We start from the raw sequence: 20,503 nt of genomic DNA on the forward strand, positions 1-20,503 counted from the left end.
TGTTTCCGTAAAAATTTGTCTTATGAAAGTTGCCAAGCGTATTCTGGTCGGCCTGTTGGTCTTCATCGTCGTGGTATTCGCCTTTCTGCTCGTTGCCCCCATGATCTTCAAGGACGAGATCGTCAGTCGGGTCAAGTCAGGCATCAACGAAGCGGTCAACGCCGAAGTGGATTTCGCCGACGCCGACCTCAGCTTCCTGCGCAGCTTTCCGGACATCGCCCTTACGGTGGACGATTACCGCATCGTGGGTATCGACACCTTCGCCGGACTGCCCCTGCTTACGGGGGAGCAGGCACGGATCGATCTCGGCTTCTGGTCCGTGATCGCGGGCGACGGAAATTACGAAGTGGACGGCCTTACCCTCACCAAGCCCAACGTCAACCTGCTCGTCCTCACGCCCGAACTGGCGAACTACCTCATCGTAGCGGAGACCGGGGGCGCGGACGCAGGAGCAACGGCTACACCGGAAAGCCAGCCCGTCATCACCCTCCAGGAATTCCGGATCACCGACGGCAGCCTAGTGTACGACGACCGTACGACCGAAACCTTCGTCCGGCTTACGGGCCTGAACGCAACCGGCAACGGTGACTTCACCGCCTCCGTATTCGATCTGGACACCCACGCCGAAGCCAAAGGCTTCACCTTCGCCCAGGCCGGCATGACGTACCTGGATGAAGTCCTGCTGGAAGCGGACGCCGTGGTCAACATCGACGCCGACAATCTGCGCTACACCTTCAAGGATAACAACGTCAAACTCAACGAGCTGGCCCTCGTCTTCGGCGGCAGCATCGACCTGGAGGATAACGACGATATCCTGCTCGACCTGACCTACTCCGCGCCGGCCAACGACTTCCGGCAACTGTGGAGCATCATACCGGCAGCCTACACCGAGGGCTTCGAGCGCGTACAGACGGGCGGCACCTTCACCCTGTCCGGAGACGTAAAGGGCACTTACAACGGAGAACGGGAGGTATACCCCGCCTTCTCCGTAGCCAGCGACATCAGCAACGGCAGCGTTCAGTATCCGGGGCGGCCCGTGGGCATCACCGGCATCGACGCCGCCCTGAACGTGAACAGTCCGGCGGCCGATCTCGACCGGATGGTAGTCGATCTTCCCCGCTTCGATTTCACCCTCGGAGGTGACCCCTTTCGGGGAAGCTTCCGCCTGGCCACTCCCCTCTCCGACCCCAACGTGACGGCACGCCTGAACGGAACCGTGGACCTGCAGAAGTGGTCTTCGGCCATCCCCCTCGAGGGCGTGCAGGAACTGGCCGGCCGGATCGTAGCCGACGTCACGATGGAAAACGTTCGCCAGAGTGCCATCGATGCCGGTCGTTACGGGGAGGTGAACCTGGCCGGCGACCTGCTGGTGAGCAACCTGGTCTACGTCGCGGAGGGAACCCCGGCGGTACGTATCGCCCAGGCGAAGGCCGACTTCACCCCGCAATTCGTCGACGTTCAGCAGTTCAATGCCACGCTGGGGCAAAGCGACCTTAGCGCCACCGCCAAGATCAATAACCTGCTGGCCTACTTCAGCCCCACGCAGACCATGCGGGGCAGCGTGGTCCTTCGTTCCAATTTTTTCAGTGCGGACGAGTGGATGGCGGAATCGACGGAGGAAGCCGTCGTCAGTCCGGCGGAGCTGGAGACTACGAGCACCCCGTCGGAAGCGGAAGTCTTCGATCGCTTCGACTTTGACGTAGATGCCGAGATCGAGGAACTTGCTTATGGCATCTACCGCCCCACCGATCTGCGGGTGGTCGGTAACGTGAAGCCGAACCGCCTGGAGCTGGCGACCGCCGCCGCTACGCTCAAGGAAAGCACCTTCAATGCCTCCGGGATGATCAACAATCTATTTGACTATACCTTCGGCGAGGGCGTGCTGACCGGAGACCTTTCGGTACGGTCGGGATTCTTCAGCGTAGCGGACTTCATGGACGAGGAGGTAGTTTCTGCTCCAACTACGTCTGCGGATGCCTCCACCGCCGCAGCCGCTCCCATCCCCATCCCCCGCAACATAAACTTGAAGGTGGATATGGCGGCCGACCGGGTGCAGTACACCGACATCACCATGAACGCCGTACGGGGGATCATGCGGGTCCGGGACGGAGCCGTGGTCATCGAGGACGGTCGCGCCGACCTGCTGGGCGGATCGATGGGTTTCACCGGTGCCTACGATACGGCCGAGGGGAACGAGCCGGGTTTTCACTTCTCGTACGACATGAAAAATCTACAGTTCAGTCAGGCCTTCAGCGTGCTGAACACCTTTGCGATTCTCGCACCGGTTGGAAAATTCATCTCCGGCACCTTCAACAGCGAGATGGTCATGAACGGGAAGCTGGGGGCGGATCTTTTCCCCCAACTGAAATCCATCGACGCCAAGGGACTCCTACGGACCGCCGACGCGCGCATCGCTTCCTTCAAACCCCTGCAGGTCATCGGCGAGGCCCTCAATATCCGGGAACTGCGCGAGAGTGCTCCCCTAAAGAACCTCATCGCGCCCTTTGAAATTAACGACGGCACCGTCACCGTTAAGCCCTTCGACTTCACGCTGGCGGGAATCGGGATGCGAATGGGCGGTAGCAGCGGTCTGGATACCGATATGGATTACAAGATCCGGGCGGCCGTTCCCCGCACGCTCATTCAGAGCAACATAGTCACCGGTACGGCGCTGTCGGCGCTGGATAAACTGGCGGGGCAGGCCGGTAAGCTGGGCCTCAATATTACCCCCGGCGATACCATCAACCTGAATATCTCCCTGACAGGTAGCATTGCTAATCCGCGCGCAGCCTTCGATCTGCTGGGCACCCAGGGCTCGGGGGATCGTGGCCTGGGGGGTACCGTAGCCGATGCCGCCAAGGAGCGTCTCCAGGAAGAACTCAACACCCGCCTGGACTCGGCCAAAACACTGGCCGGTGACCGGGCGCGGATCGTGCAGGATAGTCTGCGCACGGTAGCCGCAGAACAGGCGCGGCGCCTGGAGACCGAGGCCGCCAACCGCCTAAAGGGGGCGCTGGGGGTGGGCCGTGATTCCGCTCAAGTTCGCGACTCCCTGGCCCTGCCGGACGCCGCTAAGGACGCGGTCGACGACGTGAAGAAGGAGTTGGAGAAGTTTAATCCATTTAAGCGGAAGAAAACGGGGGGCGGGTAATTCGGTATTCCTACATAGATGGAAACGGTCAGTACCGGATCAAGAGTCAGGCCGGTATTCTTTGGACGAAGACTAGGACTTCGCTCGTAAAGTATTGGCCTGGGGTACCATTACCCGTAAGCAAGATGCAGATTCAGCCGAATCACCAAACGCAAAAAGCCGTCACCGACTTTCGTCGATGACGGCTTTTGCCAATGTAGCGGGGGCAAGACTCGAACTTGCGACCTTCGGGTTATGCGTACCACTATAGCTTTCGCTACGCCCGTTCCGAGAAACGGATTTGATGGTCTGGACTTTCTCTTCACCGGCACTTGCAGAACAAGTACTACGGTGTTCACCATTAAGTCTCTACACCTTCCCTGACGACGTCAGGGCTTGGCTCGGGATTACCATACTAAAGGCTTCCCCGAATTTGATGAATGTCACTTCGGCGTTTCCACCGAAGCAGCCCAAGCAAGACCAAATATCGATTTTACAACCGATTGATAAACTGCGTATCAATTTATCAAAACGGCACTGCTGCCGCCATTTGGCAATACGTTCTTGAGCCCGACGAGCTACCAACTGCTCCACCCCGCGATGTAATTTATACCACGTTACCATCGTAACGGGCTGCAAATATACAGACAAAATTGAAACGACAAAAGTTCGCGAAAGATTTCTGAATTATTCTTCCGCTTCGGGGGCGAGTTGTACCCGCAGGCCGTCCAAGTCGCTGGTGATGCGGAGCTGGCACCCCAGTCGGGAGTTGTCCTCCACGAAGAAGGCCTGGTCGAGCATATCTTCTTCGTCCTCCCCCATCTCAGGGAGCTCAGTGTCGGATATGACGTAGCAGTGGCAGGTACTGCAGAGAGCCATGCCCCCGCAGGTACCCTTTACCGGTAATTCGTAGGCCTTACAGACTTCCATCACGTTCATATTCATGTCGGTGGGAGCTTCCAGCTCGTGGGCTTCACCGTGGCGATCGATAACGGTGATGGTGATGTTTCCTTCGTCGGTCATGGGATCAATTTCGCGGCGAAGATAGTGTGCTTCGGCGGGTGTGCGAATTATCGTACCTTTGCGGCTTCTTTTCGCGGGGGGCCGTCGATCCACACACATCACAAATGCATTTCGCGGTGTACCGCCGTAGGGATGATTCGTTGTCAGACAGATGAAAAAATACATCAACCTCTTCGACTTCGACCAGCAGGTCAACTACCGCATTGAGATTCTGTCGGGCCTCACCGTCGCGCTGGCCCTGGTTCCCGAAGCCGTTGCCTTCGCCTTTCTGGCGGGACTGCCGCCCCTAACCGGCCTCTACGCCGCCTTCGTGATGGGCATCGTCACGGCCGTTTTCGGCGGACGGCCCGGCATGATTTCCGGCGCCACCGGTGCCGTGGCGGTCGTCATCGTTTCCCTGGCCCAGTCTCACGGGATCGAGTACATCTTCGCGACCGTTGTCCTGGCCGGTCTGTTTCAGGTAGCGGCCGGCGTCCTCCGCCTGGGTAAGCTGATGCGGCTGGTCCCCCACCCCGCCATCTTCGGCTTCGTGAACGGACTGGCCATCATCATCTTTATGTCGCAGTTGGACCAGTTCCGTAACCCGGATACCGGGGACTGGCTGAGCGGTCCTCAGTTGTACCTTTTCGGGGGGCTCGTGCTGATCACGATGCTCATTATTTGGGGTCTGCCGAAATTGACCAAGGCCGTACCCGCCTCGCTGGTGGCAATCCTGACGGTTTTCGGCATCGTCGCCGTAGCCGGCCTCGATACCAAGACGGTGGGTGATATGGCCAGCATTTCGGGCGGATTTCCGCCCTTCCACATCCCCGAGGTCCCCTTCACCTTCGAGACGCTGACCATCATCGCGCCCTACGCTCTCGTCGTAGCGGGGGTCGGGCTGATCGAAAGTCTGCTGACCCTCAATATCATAGACGAAATTACCGAGACCCGCGGACGGGGCAATAAGGAGGCCGTAGCCCAGGGAGCGGCTAATATTCTCAGCGGATTTCTGTCGGGCATGGGGGGCTGCGCGATGCTCGGTCAGAGCCTGATCAACATCAGTGCGGGGGCACGGGCGCGCCTCTCGGGCATTGTCGCCGCGGTGATGCTGTTGGTGTTCATCATGTTCGGTAGCAGTCTGATCGAACTGGTGCCGATGGCCGCGCTTACGGGCCTGATGATCATGGTCGCGGTGGGTACCTTCGAATGGGCAAGCCTGCGGACCTTCGGCCGGTTTCCAAAATCAGATATACTGGTTATGGTGCTGGTGACGCTGGTCACGATTTTTCTCCACAATCTGGCGCTGGCGGTCATCGTCGGCGTGATTATTGCCGCCCTACGCTTTGCCTGGGAAAGTGCAAAGCGGATCCGCGCCCGGAAGCACATCGACGAAAACGGGGTGAAGCACTACGACATCTACGGTCCTCTGTTCTTCGGGTCCGTCGCGGTATTTGCCGAAAAGTTCGACGTTCTCGGCGATCCCGACGAGATCGTAATCAACTTCGAGGAAAGCCGGGTGGTCGACATGTCGGCCATCGAAGCGCTCAACAAACTAACGGAGCGCTACCAGAAGGTTGGCAAAACGGTTCACCTGCAACACCTGAGTGAAGACTGCCGTCGGCTGCTCAACCGCGCCGGCGCCATCATCGAGGTGAACGTACTGGAAGATCCTACCTACAAGGTGGCCGTAGACTCTCACTAGCGGTTTACCTTCACCGGCATGACGCCACCATTACGCATCGGCATTACGGGTAACATCGGCGCTGGCAAGACCACGGTATGCCGGGAGTTCGAGCGCCTGGGGGTTCCGGTGTATTACGCGGACCTGCGCGCAAAATTGCTGATGCGGGACGACCATCAGCTACGGACGGCCATCAGCAAGCGCTTCGGCGAGCAGTCCTATACCACCGACGGGGAGCTGAACCGTCCGTACCTGGCCGAACGGGTGTTCGGTCACGAAGCCGAGTTGGCGGACCTCAATGCCCTCGTGCACCCCGCCGTAGCCCGTGACGCAGCGGCCTGGCATGCCGCCCAGCACCATCCCTACACGCTCCATGAGGCCGCGATTCTATACGAAATCGGCGCCAGCGGCGGCTACGACCGGATCGTCGTGGTGGCTTGCCCGCGACCTATGCGCATCCAGCGCGTAATGCTGCGCGACGGGATCGCCCGGGAAGCGGTGGAATCGCGGATGGCGCGCCAGTGGACCGACGCGGATAAGGAGGCCGCCGGTGATTACCTGATCGTGAACGACGGCGTAAAACTGATCCTACCGCAAATTCTGCGAACGGACCGGCTCTTGCGTGAATTGGCGGTACGTACGTAGGTTCGCACTTATATCCGTCGCACGTCGTTTATTCCAAACCCAAGCAAGTCAACCCATGCGCTACCTCATCCTACTTTGCGTCCTCTTCGTGTTTGTCGCCTGCGCGGCCGAGCTGTCACCGGAGGAAATCGAACGCCAAAGCGCCTACTCCTTCCCGGGGCGTACGGGGGAAACGGACGAATTTCCCATCGCTACGGAACAGGAGGGAGCAGATACGCTTCCCCTGCCGAAAGCTTCGGCGAACAACACCGTAACCGTACCGCCCGGCGCCTCCGCCCCCACCCCCTACGGGATGTCCATTGAGGAAGAACCAGCTACCTACAGCAACGCGAAAGGGACTTCGGAAGCTACCGCCGCTCCCGCGCTCGCCGCCCAACGCATGCTGACGGGAAAGTGGTTAAACGCAGCGGACGAACAGGAACAGGTAGAATTCACCCCGACGCACTACAAAACTTACTACGAGAACAACCTGCTGGTGGAGGAAGCCATGCGGTTCTACGGCAACTGTCCGGAGGCCTGTAGCGGGGGAAAACCCATCGGGCATCCGTGCTTTACCGTATCCGGTCCGGCACAAACGGACTGTTACGAAATCGTGCGCGTCGATCGCGACGTGCTCGAACTACGCATGCTCGGCGTTAGCAACGAAACCGTCGTATATCACAGGGCGGACTAAGTGCCACATACCTAAAGGGAGATTTCGGAGGTTATTACGCTAACATTCGATCCGTATGAAGCCAACGTTTACCCTTTTCCTCCTCCTGCTGGGGGCTACTCCCCTACTGTCGCAGTTCAATGCGACCCTGCGTTCGAACCTGGATTACGACACCGGGGTTAATGACATTTGGGGGTACGTCGCCCCGGACGGAACGGAATACGCGCTGGTTGGTCTGGACCGCGGGGTGTCGGTAGTTTCCCTGGCGGATCCCGATAACCCCGTAGAGATCGGCCGAACGACCGGCGCCTTCAGCCCCTGGCGGGACGTCAAGACCTACGGAGAGTACGCCTACGCGACGTCCGACCGCGGACAGGACGGACTGACGGTCATCGATCTCAGTAATCTACCCGAATCCATCAGCTTCGCGAACCACACATACACCGTACCGGGATTCCAGCGAACCCTCACGCAAACGCATAATATCTACATCGATACGGTCACCGCACTGGCCTTCACGGCCGGCGGCCAACTGGACCTCAACGGCGGCGGAATTCTGATCTTCGACCTCGCCGCCAATCCGGCCCACCCTCCCCTCATTGCCCTCGGCCCGGAGGTGTACACCCACGACGTGTACGTGCGGGACGGCATCATGTACGCTTCCGAGCTTTACCTGGGAGAACTGGCCATCTACGACATCAGCGACCTCCAGAACATCCGGGAGCTGGGCCGCACGCCAACGCCTTTCGCCTTTACGCATAACGCCTGGCCAAGCGACGACTCCCAAACCATATTCACCACCGACGAAAAAGAGAATGCCGTAGTGGCCTCCTACGATATCAGCGATTACGGGGACATCCGTTTGCTAGGTCAGTACCGCCCGCTGTCGAGCCTGGGCACGAATACTATTCCCCACAACGTCCACGTGATCGACGACTACTTGTCCGTGAGCTACTACACCGACGGCCTGCGGGTGGTCGACGCCACCGATCCGGCCAACCTGATCGAAGTGGCGAACTACGACACCTGGCCGGGTCCTGACGGGGGGTTCAACGGCAACTGGGGCTCCTACCCTTTCCTCCCCAGCGGACTTACCCTGCTGAGCGACCGTAGTACGGGACTTTACGTCGTGGACGTGGACTATGTACGGGCGGCCCGCCTGGGGGGGACGGTGACCGACCGCCGTACGGGGAACCCCATCAATAACGCGACGGTCCACATCCTGGCCGATCAGCTCAACGCCAGTCAATCCGATGCCACCGGAAATTACAAAACGGGGATCGCCACGGCAGGCACCTACCGGCTGGCCGTCAGTGCCGGTGGCTATCTACCCGATACCGTCACGGTTGCCCTCACCAGCGGCGATCAGGTAACGGTAAACCTCACCCTCAATTCCATCCCCACCTACAGCGACGTACGCCTCACCGTTCGGGATCGCCGGAACGGGACACCTCTGGCGGATGCCCGCGCTTATCTGCAGGAAGCCGACACCAGTTTTACCGCCGCGAGCAACGAGAACGGAGAAGTACTGCTGACACAAGTGGAAAACGCGGATTACCGCATTTACGTCACCGCCTTCGGTTACTTACCGCGCGTTATGGACAATATGGCATCCGAAGATATCGACGGATCGGTGGTGCTCCTGGAGCCCGGTTACGCGGACGGTTTCGTCACCGATCTAGGCTGGACCTCAACCCTTTCGGGTGATAATGAGTGGCGGCGCATCCGTCCCTCCGAACAAGCAACCGCCACTCCGGCAGTACTTCCCACGACCGATGCGCAGGGAGATCCGGACGACTGGGCGTACCTCGTAGCCCTCGACGCCGGCACGGAAGCTACCCTACGCTCTCCGGGCATCCGACTCACCGAATATACCCGGGGGGCCGCGCTGCACTATGCCTACTATCTCGGAGGAGATGGAACCGGGTCCGGATCAACGGATAACCTGGTGATTCGTATCCAAACGCGGGACGGGGAGGTTTACCGACTGGCCGGACACACCTCGCCTACCGTTGGTTGGCTGTCCGATAGCCTTAATCTTCCCGCGGAAATCCTCTCGGCCGATTCCGTCTACCTGACCGTGACGGCGACATCGGGTGCCAACGGCGGACTCGCTACTCTTGTAGCGGGCTTCGACAATTTTTTGATCACCCAGGGGGCATTATCCACTTCCACCCGACGGAACATGCTGCCCGCGTACACGGTACGGGCGTTCCCGAATCCAGCTACGGAATTTTTTACCCTGAGCCTGGACGATCCCAACGCTTCGGCCGTGCTCCGGGTGTACAACCAGGTCGGGCAGATTGTGGATCAGCGTACCCTACGTTCCGGCGCGCCCGTTTTTTTCGGAGCGGATCTGCCCACCGGTATCTACTTCGCGACGGTGTACGCGCCGGGGCGGTTGCCCGCCGCGCTAAAGCTGGTGAAAAACTAGGGTCGCCCCGCGGCCACTAGCGTTTGGCCCGGTCGATGATGATCCTCAGTCCGATGTGCTCGGATGTCGGAGCTTCGCTTCCGCCCGCCGGGTCCACGAAATCGTACGCGCTGTACCCGTAGTGTCCACCCTCGTCGGTGTACTCCGCCAGGTTACCGCCGACGTCGTACAGCTTGGCCGGGCCGACCTTGAGGGGAGGGAAGCTGCCGACCGGCTTGATCAGGGTGCTACTCAGTTCCCCGACCTTGCGGCGCAGGTCGCTGACCTCATCGCGGGTGATTTCGTAGCCGGCCCAGTAGTTCAACGTGTTCTCCTTGGCACCGACTTTACGCGCCTCTTCCTGAAGTTTTTTTGCTTCGCCGGCGTTGGGCATTCGTGCTTCCCGGCCAAGCTTGGTGGTGAGCCAGGCTAGGTAGGCCCGTGCCTGATCCCGCGACAGTTCGACCGGCAGGTTCCCCTCTCCCGGCACCAGCCGAAATTGGCGGTCGAAAGCGGCGTACTGGGCGTTCGTAAGTTCAAAGCGGGCGATGGCGATGGTATCGGCTCCCAGAGATACGACCTCCGGCAGGAGAATGCCGTTGCGGAACTCACCGTAGAGTTCGCCGTGTTTGGCGACCGTGTCCTTCTGCAGCAGCTGTGCCAGGGGGCTGTCCTCCTTAAAGGCCGGGTTGTCTTCCGGTGCTTTGCCGAATAGATAGGTGTCGATCCACTGCAATTCTTCTTCCATCTTTCGCTGCTGATGGGTTACTTTTTGCAGACCGTGGGGCTGTCCGGGAAACCAGAGGAAGCGCACCGGAGCCTGGGCGATCTGCTGCAGAGCCCGGTAGTACTCCCATCCCTGATCGCGGGGCACGGCCCGGTCTTCGCTGCCGTGAAAGATGATGGTCGGCGTCTTCACCTTCTCCATATCGAAGAGCGGCGATTTAATCAGGTAATTCTCGTTGTAGTTTTTTCCGTTGGTGTCGTCCCAGGGTGCACCCCCGAAGTAGCTCTGATCGAAGCTGACCCCGAAACTGCAGGTCCCGTAATCGCTGGTCCAGTTGACGTCGCCGGCTCCCGGACAGGCCACCCGGAACCGATCGGGATAGCGGACGGTCAGCATGGTCGTGAGAATGGCACCGTTACTCCAACCCATACTGCCGATGCTGTCGGGGTGCACCATGCCCCGGGCAATCAGGTGGTCGATCCCGGCCGTAATGTCTTCCATCTCCGGTTCGTAGTAGTTTTGCTTGATGCTCTCGACATAGGCAAGGCCGTGATTGCTCGACCCGTGGTAATTGGGCTTCAGCACGAATGCTCCCCGCTGGCTCAGGATCTGGGGGTAGGTACTCCACCGTTCGCTCCACTGATCCAGATCGGCGGCCGATGGCCCACCGTGAATGCTGAGCATAAGCGGGTACTGCCGACCCTCCGTGTAGTCACTGGGATAGTATAGGATACCCGTGACCAGTTCGTCGTTGTAGCCCTTCCACTCGATGACTTTGCTTTTCGTGATCGCCTTTTTCTTCAGCTTTCCGTTCAGTTCTACCAGCTCCTCCGGTGCACGGACGGCGGCTCCGGTAAATTCGGCCACGAAGTAGCGCGGTAGCTGACTGGAGGTAGAATGCTGTAGCACAACTCGTTTTCCATCCTCACTGAAGGCATGAAAACTCACGTGATCCTGCATACTGTCCAGTTCGATCTCCGTTTTTTCGCCTCCGCGGCGGTAGAGCGTCTGGCGCACGGTAGCTCGGTTCGCCAGACCGGCGACCACGTCATTCCCTACTACGGTAATGTCTTCGACCCCATTTTCCCAGTCGAGGTCGACCCTTCGCGGCGCCTTCTCATCCAACGGGAGGTAGTACAGCTGGCCGATGCCCGCGCCGTCCCATTCCGGGTTGCTGCTCCGGGTGGATGTGAAATAAAGGCCCGCGCCGTCCCGGGTAAATTGAAGGTTGCCCGGTGCCTGGAGGCCTTCCAGAATGCGACGCTGCCGACCGCTACCGACGTCCTGCAGGTAGTACTCACTCTTGGGTTGGGCGTCGGCAGCCTGGTGCGGACTGCCCGCAAGTACGTACGCCATATGCTTTCCGTCGTGACTTACGCTGTAGCCCCGCACCGGCTTCTCGTTCTCCGTGAGGCGGCGACTCAGCTTATCCTTCAGATCGAAGGCATAGATCCGGTCGATCTTCCAACTGCTGGTATCCTCGATCACGACCACGTCGTCTTTCTTCTCCTCTAGTTCCTGGGCGGTCAGGGTTTTTCCTTCGTAGCTGACGTAGGCCAACGTATGCTCGTCAATCCACTGAATGTCCGATATGCCGTTTTTGAACTCGTGGACCTCCTGTGGCTCCCCGCCGTACAGACTCATTTTCCAGAGTTTCTTGCCCTCCTCGCGACTGCTGAGAAAATATATGCTTTCCCCGTCCCGGCTGAAAAGGGCGGAGTGGTCGTTGTCATCGCCGGTCGTCAGTCGCACGGTGCGGAACTTCCCGTCCTTACGGTCACCCAGTCGCGTGAGGTACAGATCCGCAACGAATTTATCCTTTTTCTTATCCTCGGTGGCCCGCCGCTTGCTCCACATCACCATCGTACCGTCGGGCGAGAAACTGACGTTGCTCACGTACTCGGTGTGGATCACGTCCTCGATCGTCCATTCCGTGCTTTCCGTCTGCGCGCGGACGCAGGAGCAAAGCAAGAGCACGAGTAACAATGTAAATAGGTGGTTCATTCGGATGACTTTTGGGTAAAGTTATATCTACCTAAGCTTCGACAGATACGGTGGTAAGCGGAAAGAAAGCGTAAAATACTTTTTGTATGATGTTTGCAATAACACAAACTGTTTGTATGTTTATCCGACAAATCAATGAGTATGAGCGCATCCACCCTTCGCTTTCCGAGCACCCGCTTCCTGCAGTCGATGACTCGGCCATCCGACTACTCGGCCTACTTGCGCAATGCCATTGACCGGCAGGCCAGTATGCGGCCATCTGCTCAGCCGGAACCCTCCGAGCAGGGCCCTGTGGAAGGTTGATCGACCATACGGCGTTGGCAGACTACGGGCGCGGAATCAGGTATAACTCCTCCTGTCTACCGTTGAGGTAGGTGAATTGCTCGCCGTCCCAGTAACCGTCCTCTTCGAGCATTATGCGGACGTCGGTTCCCCATGCTTCCAGGTAGGTCCGGTTGTTAAGCTCGATGCTATAGGCGGTATGGGCGTACACGGGATAATCTCCGGTTACCGGGACGCCCTGCTGCATGTCCCAGAGCCCGATCGTGGGTCCCGCGCCGTGTCCGTGCATGCCGATAGGATGGCTGTAGATGGTAGGACGCAGTCCCCCTTCCCCGGCGGCCCGCAGCGTTTGTAGTAGCATCTCGTTGCCCGTCCGTCCCGTCTGCATTCGCGCGGTCAGCAGGTCCATGAGTTCCAGTCCGCGTCGGTGGGCGGCACGGAGGTAGGATGGCGCGGCTAGCTCCCCGGGCCGCAGCACGTAGGCGTTCTGTTGCGTATCGGTATTCAGTCCGCAGTACGTTATACCAAAATCGCAGTGCAATAGATCGCCGGGCTGTATGACCTCGGCTTCCGGGCGTTCACTGAACGCGTACTCCTCGTTCACTGGTCGTTGTACGTCCACCGTCGGATGAAACCAGACGTCCAGACCGAGTTCCCGCACCCGTTCGCGTAGGTACCAGACGACGTCTTCCGTAGTCGTGACCCCGGCCTGAATGACGCGCTCGCTAAAGGCCTCCGCGATGATGCGGTGAGCGATCCGCATCGCTTGGCGGTACACGACCATCTCCGCGGGAATGCGCGTTTCGAGCCAGCCGACGGCCAGCGCTTCCCCACTCACGATCCGGTCCGAATACGACGCCGGAAGTTCCTCCAGCAGACGATCGTAGTGGTAGCTGCTGATGCCGTCCGACAGTCCGAAGGATTCACTGCGGTTTACCGCGATCCGCCGGGGGTCACGTTCCTGGATAATCTCCGCGAGTCGTTTCCACTGGTCGGGCTGCACGACCGGATCCCATGCCTGCCGGAATACGTCCCCGACGGCGTAGCGTGCGCAGGCCAGTGTCTCCAGGGGCCGACCCTCCCCGGGGTCATAGACGATCAACATAGTCGTGCGCCGGGCCCCCATCCAACTGCTGGGCAGCATGGTTTTCACGACCGCATCCTCGTTGTACTCCCGGGTGATCATTACCCACATATCGATTTCCGCGCGCCGCATGAGTTCGGGGACCACGCGCTCGAACCGTTCCGTTAGCCAGGCGTCCCGCAGCTCTCCCTGCTCCTTGAGGGAAAGAATGAGGGGCATATCCTGTTGGGCGGTGAGCGCTCCCGAGGGGGGGATGATGAGCAAACAGGCGAACAGGTAATGAAAAAAGCTCTTCATGGGGCAGGATTAAAGTTTGGACGGGCTAAAGTACCGACAAGCCGGGTGTCTTATCTTCGCTAGGGTGAAGCGCTTCCCGACGCCGGCCTTACTGCTCTGCTATCTTATGATCGTGGTGGCGCATCTGTACTACCCCAAGTGGGCTCAGGGGCACGGGGAAGCCACGCTGAGTTACGACGTGTCCGGTTATTATCTGTACCTGCCCGCGGTATTTATCTACGATGATCTTCGGGATGTGGCATTCCTGCCCGACATCATTGAGAAGTATCATCCGACGGACGATCCTTACCAGACCTTCACCCACGAGAGCGGCAAGCAGGTGATGAAGTACAGCCTCGGTCAGGCCATTCTGTATGCCCCCTTCTTTACCGTCGCCCATGCCTACGCCAGCGCGTCGGACACTTACCCCGCCGACGGGTTCAGTCGTCCCTACCAGCTTAGTATTTCGTTCGGTGGCCTGCTAGTCAGTTTTCTTGGTCTGTACTTTTTGCAACGGGTACTACGCAGGTACTATTCGGGCAGAACCACATCCATCACGCTGCTGCTGATCACTTTCGCGACTAACTATCTGAACTACGCGGCAATAGATAATGCCCTGACCCACAATTGGCTGTTCACGCTATATGCATTATTACTTCACCTCACCCACCGGCTATACTACCGAAAACACCGGCGCGCCCGGGAATTTGGCTACGGCCGCTGCCTGAGTATCGGCCTGCTCCTCGGCTTGATGGCACTCACGCGTCCAACGGAAATACTGGCCGTCCTGATACCCCTGTTCTGGGGCATTCGGATCCAGGCCGGAGCATTTGCCACGCGGTGGCGGCTGCTGGCGAAGAATCTGCCGCAGATCGGACTGGCGGTAGTGGCCTGTATTGCGGTGGGTACGCTGCAGTTGCTGTACTGGAAGTACGTTACCGATGACTGGATCGTCTACAGTTACCAGGATCAGGGATTCGACTGGTGGCAACCCCACCTCATTGACGGTCTGTTCAGCTACAAGGCGGGTTGGCTCACGTACACCCCCGCCATGTGGATCGCCCTGATCGGATTCTGGCCCCTGTACCGGCGGCGGCAGGGTACATTCCTCGCCCCCCTCCTCTTCTTCGTCCTCTTCGTATACGTGGCCTTCGCCTGGAGTGTCTGGTGGTACGGTGGCAGCCTGGGCCAGCGCACCATGGTTCAGGCCTATCCGGTACTTGCCTTTCCCCTGGCCGCAAGCGTATCGTGGGTCCTCCGCCGGGGGGGTGCGCTGAAGTCCGTCTTCATCGTGGTAGCGGTAGTTTTCGTGGCCCACAACCTATGGTTCACCCACCAGGCCCACCGCGGCGGCCTCCTCATGATCGAGTGGATGAACCGCGCATACTACTGGCGCACTCTGTTCACCTTCGAGGTCGATACGGACGATCAGCTTCTACTCGACAACCCCGAGTTCTACCGGGGCACTCCCGACCGTATAGACACGCTCTACACCAATGGATTCGAAACCTCGTATCCTGCTGCCTGTACCATGAACCCGATCGCGGGATCCGGATCGCTCTGCCTGATGGGTCGCCGCGACGCCAGCGAGGAATTCTTCGTCAATGTTGATCTGCAGGGGCGACAGTGGGTCCGCGCATCCGTCGACTGTCGCATCCGCACCGCGCGTCCGCGCGTCCACTACTCCACCCAACTGGTGCTCCGATTCTACCGCGACGGGGTGGAGTTGAAAGAGCGGGTGATCCGCCTGCACCGCGTCCTCAATGCGGAGATGGACCGTAATGTCTACATCGAAGCCCGTGCCCCGCGGGGCGGAGCGGACGCCGTTTCGGTATTACTGTGGAACGGCGGGGATAGCCAACCCGCTATCGTGATCGACAATCTGGTAGTCGCGACACTCGAATGAGGTTTAGCGTACGTCGCGGTAAAATTCGCTTAGTAGCGCTCCCGCCGGCTTGCCTCCGGGCGTGAATCCGGTGTTGTTCCCCTGCCGCCCTTCGTCGTGTCCCAGATACGAGGGCCACTTCCACACGAACATACCCCGCAACCGCTCGGACTGCTTCCCGGCGGCAATAAGCGCTGCGTAGCAGCGCGCCTGGTCCACTTCGTCGGCCGGGCGATCCCCGGCCTCGGCGTGGGGATTGATCCAGGCGCCGGCTACCGACCGGTAGCCGACCTCGGTTAGCCACAACGGGCGATCGTAGGTCGTACTGATACTGTCAGCGAGGCGCATCCACGCCTCCGCCCCCCGACGTAGTTCCTCGTCCGAGGGCTCGCTGCCACCGGACAGCGGATAATAGCTGTTCAGCCCGATCGCATCGAGGTCGTCCCAGAACGATAGGTTCTCGAATTCAGGACCCCAGTTGGCGGCGTACGTCAATTGTCCCGTGTACTGCCGGCGCAGATCGGCGATGATGGCTCGCCAGGCGACGGGATGCCCCAGCGTAGTTTGTACCAACTCAGTCCCGATACAGAGGGCGTCCACCCCTTCTTCTTCGGCCATGCGGGCGTAGTGGGCGATCCAGTTGCCGTAAGCCGCAAAGAAGCGATCCCAGTCGGCGGGCCGCTCGAAGTGAACGTCTCCCGGCCACCCTCCGCTCACCCAGATCTGCGGCTTCAGCAGGATGAAGCATCCACGCGCTTTGGCCTCGCGGATTGCCGCCCGCACGGCGGGATCGTTTTCGGAGCCCGCCCCGTTCGGAACCGGCAATTCATCGATGAGTCCCGGTTCCCGCATGAAGGTGTAGGGTACGATGGATACCGCATTGACGTGCAGTTGTTGCAGGCTGTCCAGCGACGGTCCCATACCCGATCCTCCGTACCCGTTGTAGACGCGGTATCCTTCGTGGGCCACGGTCATCCCCCGCAAGAAGTCGTTCTTCCAGGCCGGGCGCGCCGAGCGGTAGTGAAGATGGTCGGGCACGAGGTGAAGATCCCGACCCTGAAGTTGGTGGGCGTTCATGCTACCCTGCCACAATCCGATCCGTTCGACCGTCGGGTAGAGGTAGATGCGCTCAACCGACGCATTTTCCGTCAGGGCCGCCGCCACGATTTCCGCTAGGGAGAGGCCCTTCGGCGACGGTGAATAGTTATCCACGGCAAAGACCTGAACGCCATCCACTTCCAGAACGGGGGCTCCCGGAGACTGCAGCACGACTTCCTCTTCCCCGGCCAGGCGCCATCCGTTCCGCTCCGCAAAGTCCCCCATACGGCGTGATCCGTCAGCGGCGTGTATTTCGTAGGCCCAGCGCCAGCGGAAAACACCTCCCCACTCCGACGGAACCGTACGCAGGAACCGAAGTAAACGTGCCGGATCATTACTTAAGTAAAGAGACACTACGGAAGGCATACTATCCTTAGCTGTCAAGGGATTAAGGTAGTTGTTCAATACCATAAGTTCACCCCATGTATCACCGTCGCTGCTGCCAAAAGCAGTAGTCGGCAACTCATGAATGGGCTCCGGCACCCGGTCACCGAATACGATGCTGGGCAGGGAGTAATCCCAGTCCGCGCATGCCACTACGCGAATCTTCTTTTCCAGGGGGCGGGAATCCGCAAGGCTGTCCACGTACCGGTTCAGCGCTTCGTCTTCGCTACAGACCACAAATTGCCAGATCGGCGCCTGCAGGGCGGCCCGCTGAACGTCGCGACGGCCGGGTGGCGGAGACTCGGCCTGCGTAGCTTCCGCCCGGTGACAAGAAACCAGGCACAGGATACCGCCGAGGACAACGATCCGAAGGAGCAGGTTCATCGGACTAAATTAATGCTTTCGCGATACGGTCGGGATAATCGGTGATGATACCGTCGACGCCCAGCGACCGCAGCTCCCGCATACGTGCCACCTCGTTCACCGTCCACGGCACTACCCGCATACCATGCCCCCTGGCCTCCCGGACGATCTCCGGATTAAGCTTAGTATGCCAGGGACTGTAGATCGGTGGCACGAAACCGAGAACGTCCATTTTACGGGCCACCCCCCCGGGTGATTCGTCCAGGTAGGCCAGCGTGATGTCCGGTGCCCGGCGGTGAATCTCGGCCAGCGTGGGTGGATCGAAACACTGAAGATTAACCAGTTCCGGTCTCCCCCAGGCCGCTACATCCTCCAGGACGAGCTTGACGAACGTTTCCCGGTCGGGCACGAACGCCGGTTCCCACTCCGGCTGGTACTTCAGTTCGATGTTGAAGCGCGGGCTCGCGCGCCGGTGTTGAACGCAGTAGCGGTCCACGGCGGCGAAAACGGCGGCCAGGGTAGGCTTAGTGGCCGGACGGTTTCGCTGTTCCGGGAAGCGGGGATGGGAGCGCTGCCCGCAATCGTAAGCCGCGATCTCCCGGGCGGTGAGCGTACGCAGACTTATCGTTTCCGTGATCTCATCCCCCGCCGGCGTCCGGCAAATTTCAGGCTCCATATAGGGATCGTGGCTCACGATCACCCGGTCGTCGGCGGAGATGACGACGTCAAGTTCCAGGGTCGTTACGGCAGGATAGCTCAGCGCACGCAGGAAGGAGGGAATCGTATTTTCGGGAAGCAGACCGCGGGCGCCCCGGTGACCCTGCCAATCGAAGGGAATAGGCTCGCGGGCTGTGGACATACGGGTAGGGGAATGATAGCCGAACTAGGGCAGTGGATAGGGAGCAGTATATTTGGACTTATGAAGCATCTGATCCTTATCATAGTCCTGCTCAGCGGCACCCTGAGTGCCCAGGAGCGAGCGACTCCGCTGGACGCCAAGATAAACCACCTGCTGGAGATTTCCGGCGCCCGCGCCCAGTTTCTGGCCGCGATCGACAACCTGGTGGAGATGCAGCGCTCCGGGGTGGCGGAGCCGGCGTTGCCCGCCGAATTCTGGAGCGAATTTAGTGCCGAAGTGCACCGCGTCGGCTGGGAACAAATTCAGCCCGCCCTGGTGCGTATTTACCGGGATAACTACACGCCCGAAATGATTGACTTCCAGATCGCCTACTTCGAAGATACCCTGGCGCAGCAAATCGTATCGAAACAGGAAACCGTGATGCAGCAGAGTATGGCGGCCGGCAGCCAGTGGGGACAGGACATGGGCCGCCTCATTGCCGAACGGATGGCCGCCGCCACGGAAGAAAAACACTAGCCGATGCTGGGGCACTGGGTATTCTGGATCGGGGCCCTGTTTATGGTCATCTTTATCCGCTACCTCCTCTTCAGCGGACTGTACCACTACGTGCTCCGTCTGCGGTTGCGCGACCGCCTGCGCCACCGTATTTTTCACTACGAGGTCGGGGCGGGGGCCCAGGTCCGGAGGGAAATCCAACGGTCGGCCATCGTATCCCTCATCTTCGCCGCATTCGGCATCCTGGTCCTCTACCTGTGGCAGGAAGATCATACTCAGCTGTACCTGACGCTTACCGGTACCCGGGACGTCATCTGGTTGCTGCTGGGGCCGCTACTTTTTCTGCTGGCGCAGGAGACCTATTATTACTGGATCCACCGCTGGATGCACCGCCCGGGCATCTACGAACGGGTACACCGTTGGCACCACGAGAGTATCGAGACCACCGCCTGGACCGCCTTCAGCTTCCACCCCACCGAGGCCGTGCTGCAGGCGGTGTTCCTTCCGCTCAGTGTAATGATCATCCCGATGCACGCACTGGCGTTTCTGACCCTCCTCGCCATTATGACGCTCTCGGCTACAATCAATCATGCCGGTATCGAGGTGTTTCCCGCCCGCTGGTCGAAGGTGCCGGTGGTGCGCGGGCTTATCGGCGCCACCCACCACGACGTACACCATAAACAGGCACGGTACAACTTTGGTCTGTACTTCACCTTCTGGGACCGGTGGATGGGCACGGAAAGTCCGGGCTTTCGCGAACGATTTCGGCGTTTCACGAATCCGGAGGACTAAGGCCGATATTCACACACCCAGGCCCGGTAGTCGAAGATGGTTTCCCGGCGAAGCAACACTTCCCGGTCGATCCGCCAGCCCCGGCCCGTGAGCGCCCGCCGGTAGTCCTCCGCCCGGTGCTGCTGGGGATGTAAGGCATCGCCCGGCAGCAACCGGAAGACCGGCTGCAGCCAGCGGTGCCGGTGGACGTCGCTGATGAGCAGCATGCGCGTGCCGGGGCGCGCTACGGAGGTCAGTACGTCCATACTTCCCGCCCAGTCCCGTACGTGGTTGATGGCGTTGATACAATAGATGTCGTCGTAGAGCCCGTCGGACCCGAGGTTTTCCAGCGGCGACTGCACGAAGCGAACCTCCGGGTAGCGATCGCGGGAGAAGATGGCGAGCGATGCGTACCGGTGCAGCAGAGGATCGAGGGCGGTCACTTGCTGACGATCGCGCAGGTGCAGGAAGATCCCCGCCGGGCCGCAACCGGCATCGAGGGCGGTGTGACCCGGTACGATCGTCCATTCCAGTTGCGCGAGTAGCCGTTGCCAGTAAGCATCCTTCGCGGCCAGATAGGCGGCGGGTGACTGCTTACGGAGGTACCGTCGCCACCAGCGGTGTTCCAGAAACTGGGCTACTTGCCACCGCCACGAAATCCACCGATCCTGCATCGCCCGCAAGGTATGACGCGGCGGCAAACCGGGTCAGGGAGTGACGAAACAACCCCGTGACCAAAACCTTTACAT

General features: G+C 59.8%; 14 protein-coding genes. 8 read left to right on the plus strand and 6 right to left on the minus strand.

Features of this window, described 5'->3' with window-relative positions; all coding sequences use genetic code 11:
• The first annotated feature begins 22 nt into the window (after positions 1 to 22).
• Entirely contained in the window at positions 23 to 3,151 is a 3,129-nt protein-coding gene (locus tag NMA52_RS05270; RefSeq protein WP_254826602.1) for an AsmA-like C-terminal region-containing protein, read from the plus strand.
• 666 nt (positions 3,152 to 3,817) lie between these two features.
• On the opposite strand, the gene NMA52_RS05275 is transcribed toward NMA52_RS05270, so the two are convergent.
• Positions 3,818 to 4,153: a 2Fe-2S iron-sulfur cluster-binding protein gene (locus tag NMA52_RS05275; RefSeq protein ID WP_254826603.1), complete on the minus strand. Its 336-nt coding sequence runs from the start codon at positions 4,151 to 4,153 to the stop codon at positions 3,818 to 3,820.
• A gap of 151 nt (positions 4,154 to 4,304) precedes the next feature.
• On the opposite strand from NMA52_RS05275, the gene NMA52_RS05280 reads away from it, so the two are divergent.
• Genes NMA52_RS05280 through NMA52_RS05295 form a run of 4 tightly spaced genes read left to right on the plus strand, consistent with a single transcriptional unit; the run spans position 4,305 to position 9,547 of the window.
• A complete protein-coding gene (locus NMA52_RS05280; RefSeq protein WP_254826604.1) occupies positions 4,305 to 5,837 on the plus strand; it encodes a SulP family inorganic anion transporter in 1,533 nt (510 codons plus the stop codon).
• 18 nt (positions 5,838 to 5,855) lie between these two features.
• On the plus strand, positions 5,856 to 6,461 hold the full coding sequence (gene coaE, locus NMA52_RS05285; protein WP_254826605.1) for a dephospho-CoA kinase: 606 nt from the start codon (positions 5,856 to 5,858) through the stop codon (positions 6,459 to 6,461).
• Positions 6,462 to 6,516: 55 nt separating this feature from the next.
• The gene (locus tag NMA52_RS05290; protein WP_254826606.1) at positions 6,517 to 7,134 is read left to right on the plus strand and encodes a hypothetical protein; all 618 of its coding nucleotides are present in this window, start codon (positions 6,517 to 6,519) and stop codon (positions 7,132 to 7,134) included.
• Between the two features lie 55 nt (positions 7,135 to 7,189).
• Positions 7,190 to 9,547: a choice-of-anchor B family protein gene (locus tag NMA52_RS05295; RefSeq protein ID WP_254826607.1), complete on the plus strand. Its 2,358-nt coding sequence runs from the start codon at positions 7,190 to 7,192 to the stop codon at positions 9,545 to 9,547.
• 16 nt (positions 9,548 to 9,563) lie between these two features.
• Here the strand turns inward: NMA52_RS05295 and NMA52_RS05300 are convergent, their stop codons facing one another.
• On the minus strand, positions 9,564 to 12,257 hold the full coding sequence (locus NMA52_RS05300) for a prolyl oligopeptidase family serine peptidase (protein WP_254826608.1): 2,694 nt from the start codon (positions 12,255 to 12,257) through the stop codon (positions 9,564 to 9,566).
• 325 nt (positions 12,258 to 12,582) lie between these two features.
• A complete protein-coding gene (locus NMA52_RS05305; protein ID WP_254826609.1) occupies positions 12,583 to 13,920 on the minus strand; it encodes a M24 family metallopeptidase in 1,338 nt (445 codons plus the stop codon).
• Between the two features lie 64 nt (positions 13,921 to 13,984).
• Here NMA52_RS05305 and NMA52_RS05310 point away from each other — a divergent pair, with 64 nt between their 5' ends.
• The gene (locus NMA52_RS05310) at positions 13,985 to 15,805 is read left to right on the plus strand and encodes a glycosyltransferase family 39 protein (RefSeq protein WP_254826610.1); all 1,821 of its coding nucleotides are present in this window, start codon (positions 13,985 to 13,987) and stop codon (positions 15,803 to 15,805) included.
• A gap of 3 nt (positions 15,806 to 15,808) precedes the next feature.
• Here NMA52_RS05310 and NMA52_RS05315 read toward each other — a convergent pair whose 3' ends face one another.
• Both NMA52_RS05315 and NMA52_RS05320 read right to left on the minus strand, forming a co-directional pair.
• Positions 15,809 to 17,650 (minus strand): hypothetical protein, encoded by a 1,842-nt coding sequence (locus tag NMA52_RS05315; protein WP_254826611.1) that lies wholly within the window; start codon positions 17,648 to 17,650, stop codon positions 15,809 to 15,811.
• Positions 17,651 to 17,654: 4 nt separating this feature from the next.
• On the minus strand, positions 17,655 to 18,488 hold the full coding sequence (locus NMA52_RS05320; RefSeq protein ID WP_254826612.1) for a glycerophosphodiester phosphodiesterase family protein: 834 nt from the start codon (positions 18,486 to 18,488) through the stop codon (positions 17,655 to 17,657).
• Positions 18,489 to 18,548: 60 nt separating this feature from the next.
• On the opposite strand from NMA52_RS05320, the gene NMA52_RS05325 reads away from it, so the two are divergent.
• Positions 18,549 to 19,004, plus strand: coding sequence for a DUF2059 domain-containing protein (locus tag NMA52_RS05325; protein WP_254826613.1), 456 nt, complete (start codon positions 18,549 to 18,551; stop codon positions 19,002 to 19,004).
• Positions 19,005 to 19,007: 3 nt separating this feature from the next.
• The gene (locus NMA52_RS05330; RefSeq protein ID WP_254826614.1) at positions 19,008 to 19,775 is read left to right on the plus strand and encodes a sterol desaturase family protein; all 768 of its coding nucleotides are present in this window, start codon (positions 19,008 to 19,010) and stop codon (positions 19,773 to 19,775) included.
• Here NMA52_RS05330 and NMA52_RS05335 read toward each other — a convergent pair.
• Positions 19,772 to 20,428, minus strand: a complete 657-nt coding sequence (locus tag NMA52_RS05335) for a class I SAM-dependent methyltransferase (protein ID WP_254826615.1) — start codon at positions 20,426 to 20,428, stop codon at positions 19,772 to 19,774. The two genes, NMA52_RS05330 and NMA52_RS05335, sit on opposite strands and share 4 nt — an antisense overlap.
• Positions 20,429 to 20,503: the final 75 nt, after the last annotated feature.

The organism is Lewinella sp. JB7, assembly GCF_024297185.1.
Taxonomy (GTDB): Bacteria; Bacteroidota; Bacteroidia; order Chitinophagales; family Saprospiraceae; genus Neolewinella.

Coding starts and splice junctions, on each gene's coding strand:
- NMA52_RS05270 (WP_254826602.1), top strand. CDS start 23: ATGAAAGTTGCCAAGCGTATTCTGGTCGGCCTGTTGGTCTTCATCGTC.
- NMA52_RS05275 (WP_254826603.1), bottom strand. CDS start 4,153: ATGACCGACGAAGGAAACATCACCATCACCGTTATCGATCGCCACGGT.
- NMA52_RS05280 (WP_254826604.1), top strand. CDS start 4,305: ATGAAAAAATACATCAACCTCTTCGACTTCGACCAGCAGGTCAACTAC.
- coaE (WP_254826605.1), top strand. CDS start 5,856: ATGACGCCACCATTACGCATCGGCATTACGGGTAACATCGGCGCTGGC.
- NMA52_RS05290 (WP_254826606.1), top strand. CDS start 6,517: ATGCGCTACCTCATCCTACTTTGCGTCCTCTTCGTGTTTGTCGCCTGC.
- NMA52_RS05295 (WP_254826607.1), top strand. CDS start 7,190: ATGAAGCCAACGTTTACCCTTTTCCTCCTCCTGCTGGGGGCTACTCCC.
- NMA52_RS05300 (WP_254826608.1), bottom strand. CDS start 12,257: ATGAACCACCTATTTACATTGTTACTCGTGCTCTTGCTTTGCTCCTGC.
- NMA52_RS05305 (WP_254826609.1), bottom strand. CDS start 13,920: ATGAAGAGCTTTTTTCATTACCTGTTCGCCTGTTTGCTCATCATCCCC.
- NMA52_RS05315 (WP_254826611.1), bottom strand. CDS start 17,650: ATGAACCTGCTCCTTCGGATCGTTGTCCTCGGCGGTATCCTGTGCCTG.
- NMA52_RS05320 (WP_254826612.1), bottom strand. CDS start 18,488: ATGTCCACAGCCCGCGAGCCTATTCCCTTCGATTGGCAGGGTCACCGG.
- NMA52_RS05325 (WP_254826613.1), top strand. CDS start 18,549: ATGAAGCATCTGATCCTTATCATAGTCCTGCTCAGCGGCACCCTGAGT.
- NMA52_RS05330 (WP_254826614.1), top strand. CDS start 19,008: ATGCTGGGGCACTGGGTATTCTGGATCGGGGCCCTGTTTATGGTCATC.
- NMA52_RS05335 (WP_254826615.1), bottom strand. CDS start 20,428: ATGCAGGATCGGTGGATTTCGTGGCGGTGGCAAGTAGCCCAGTTTCTG.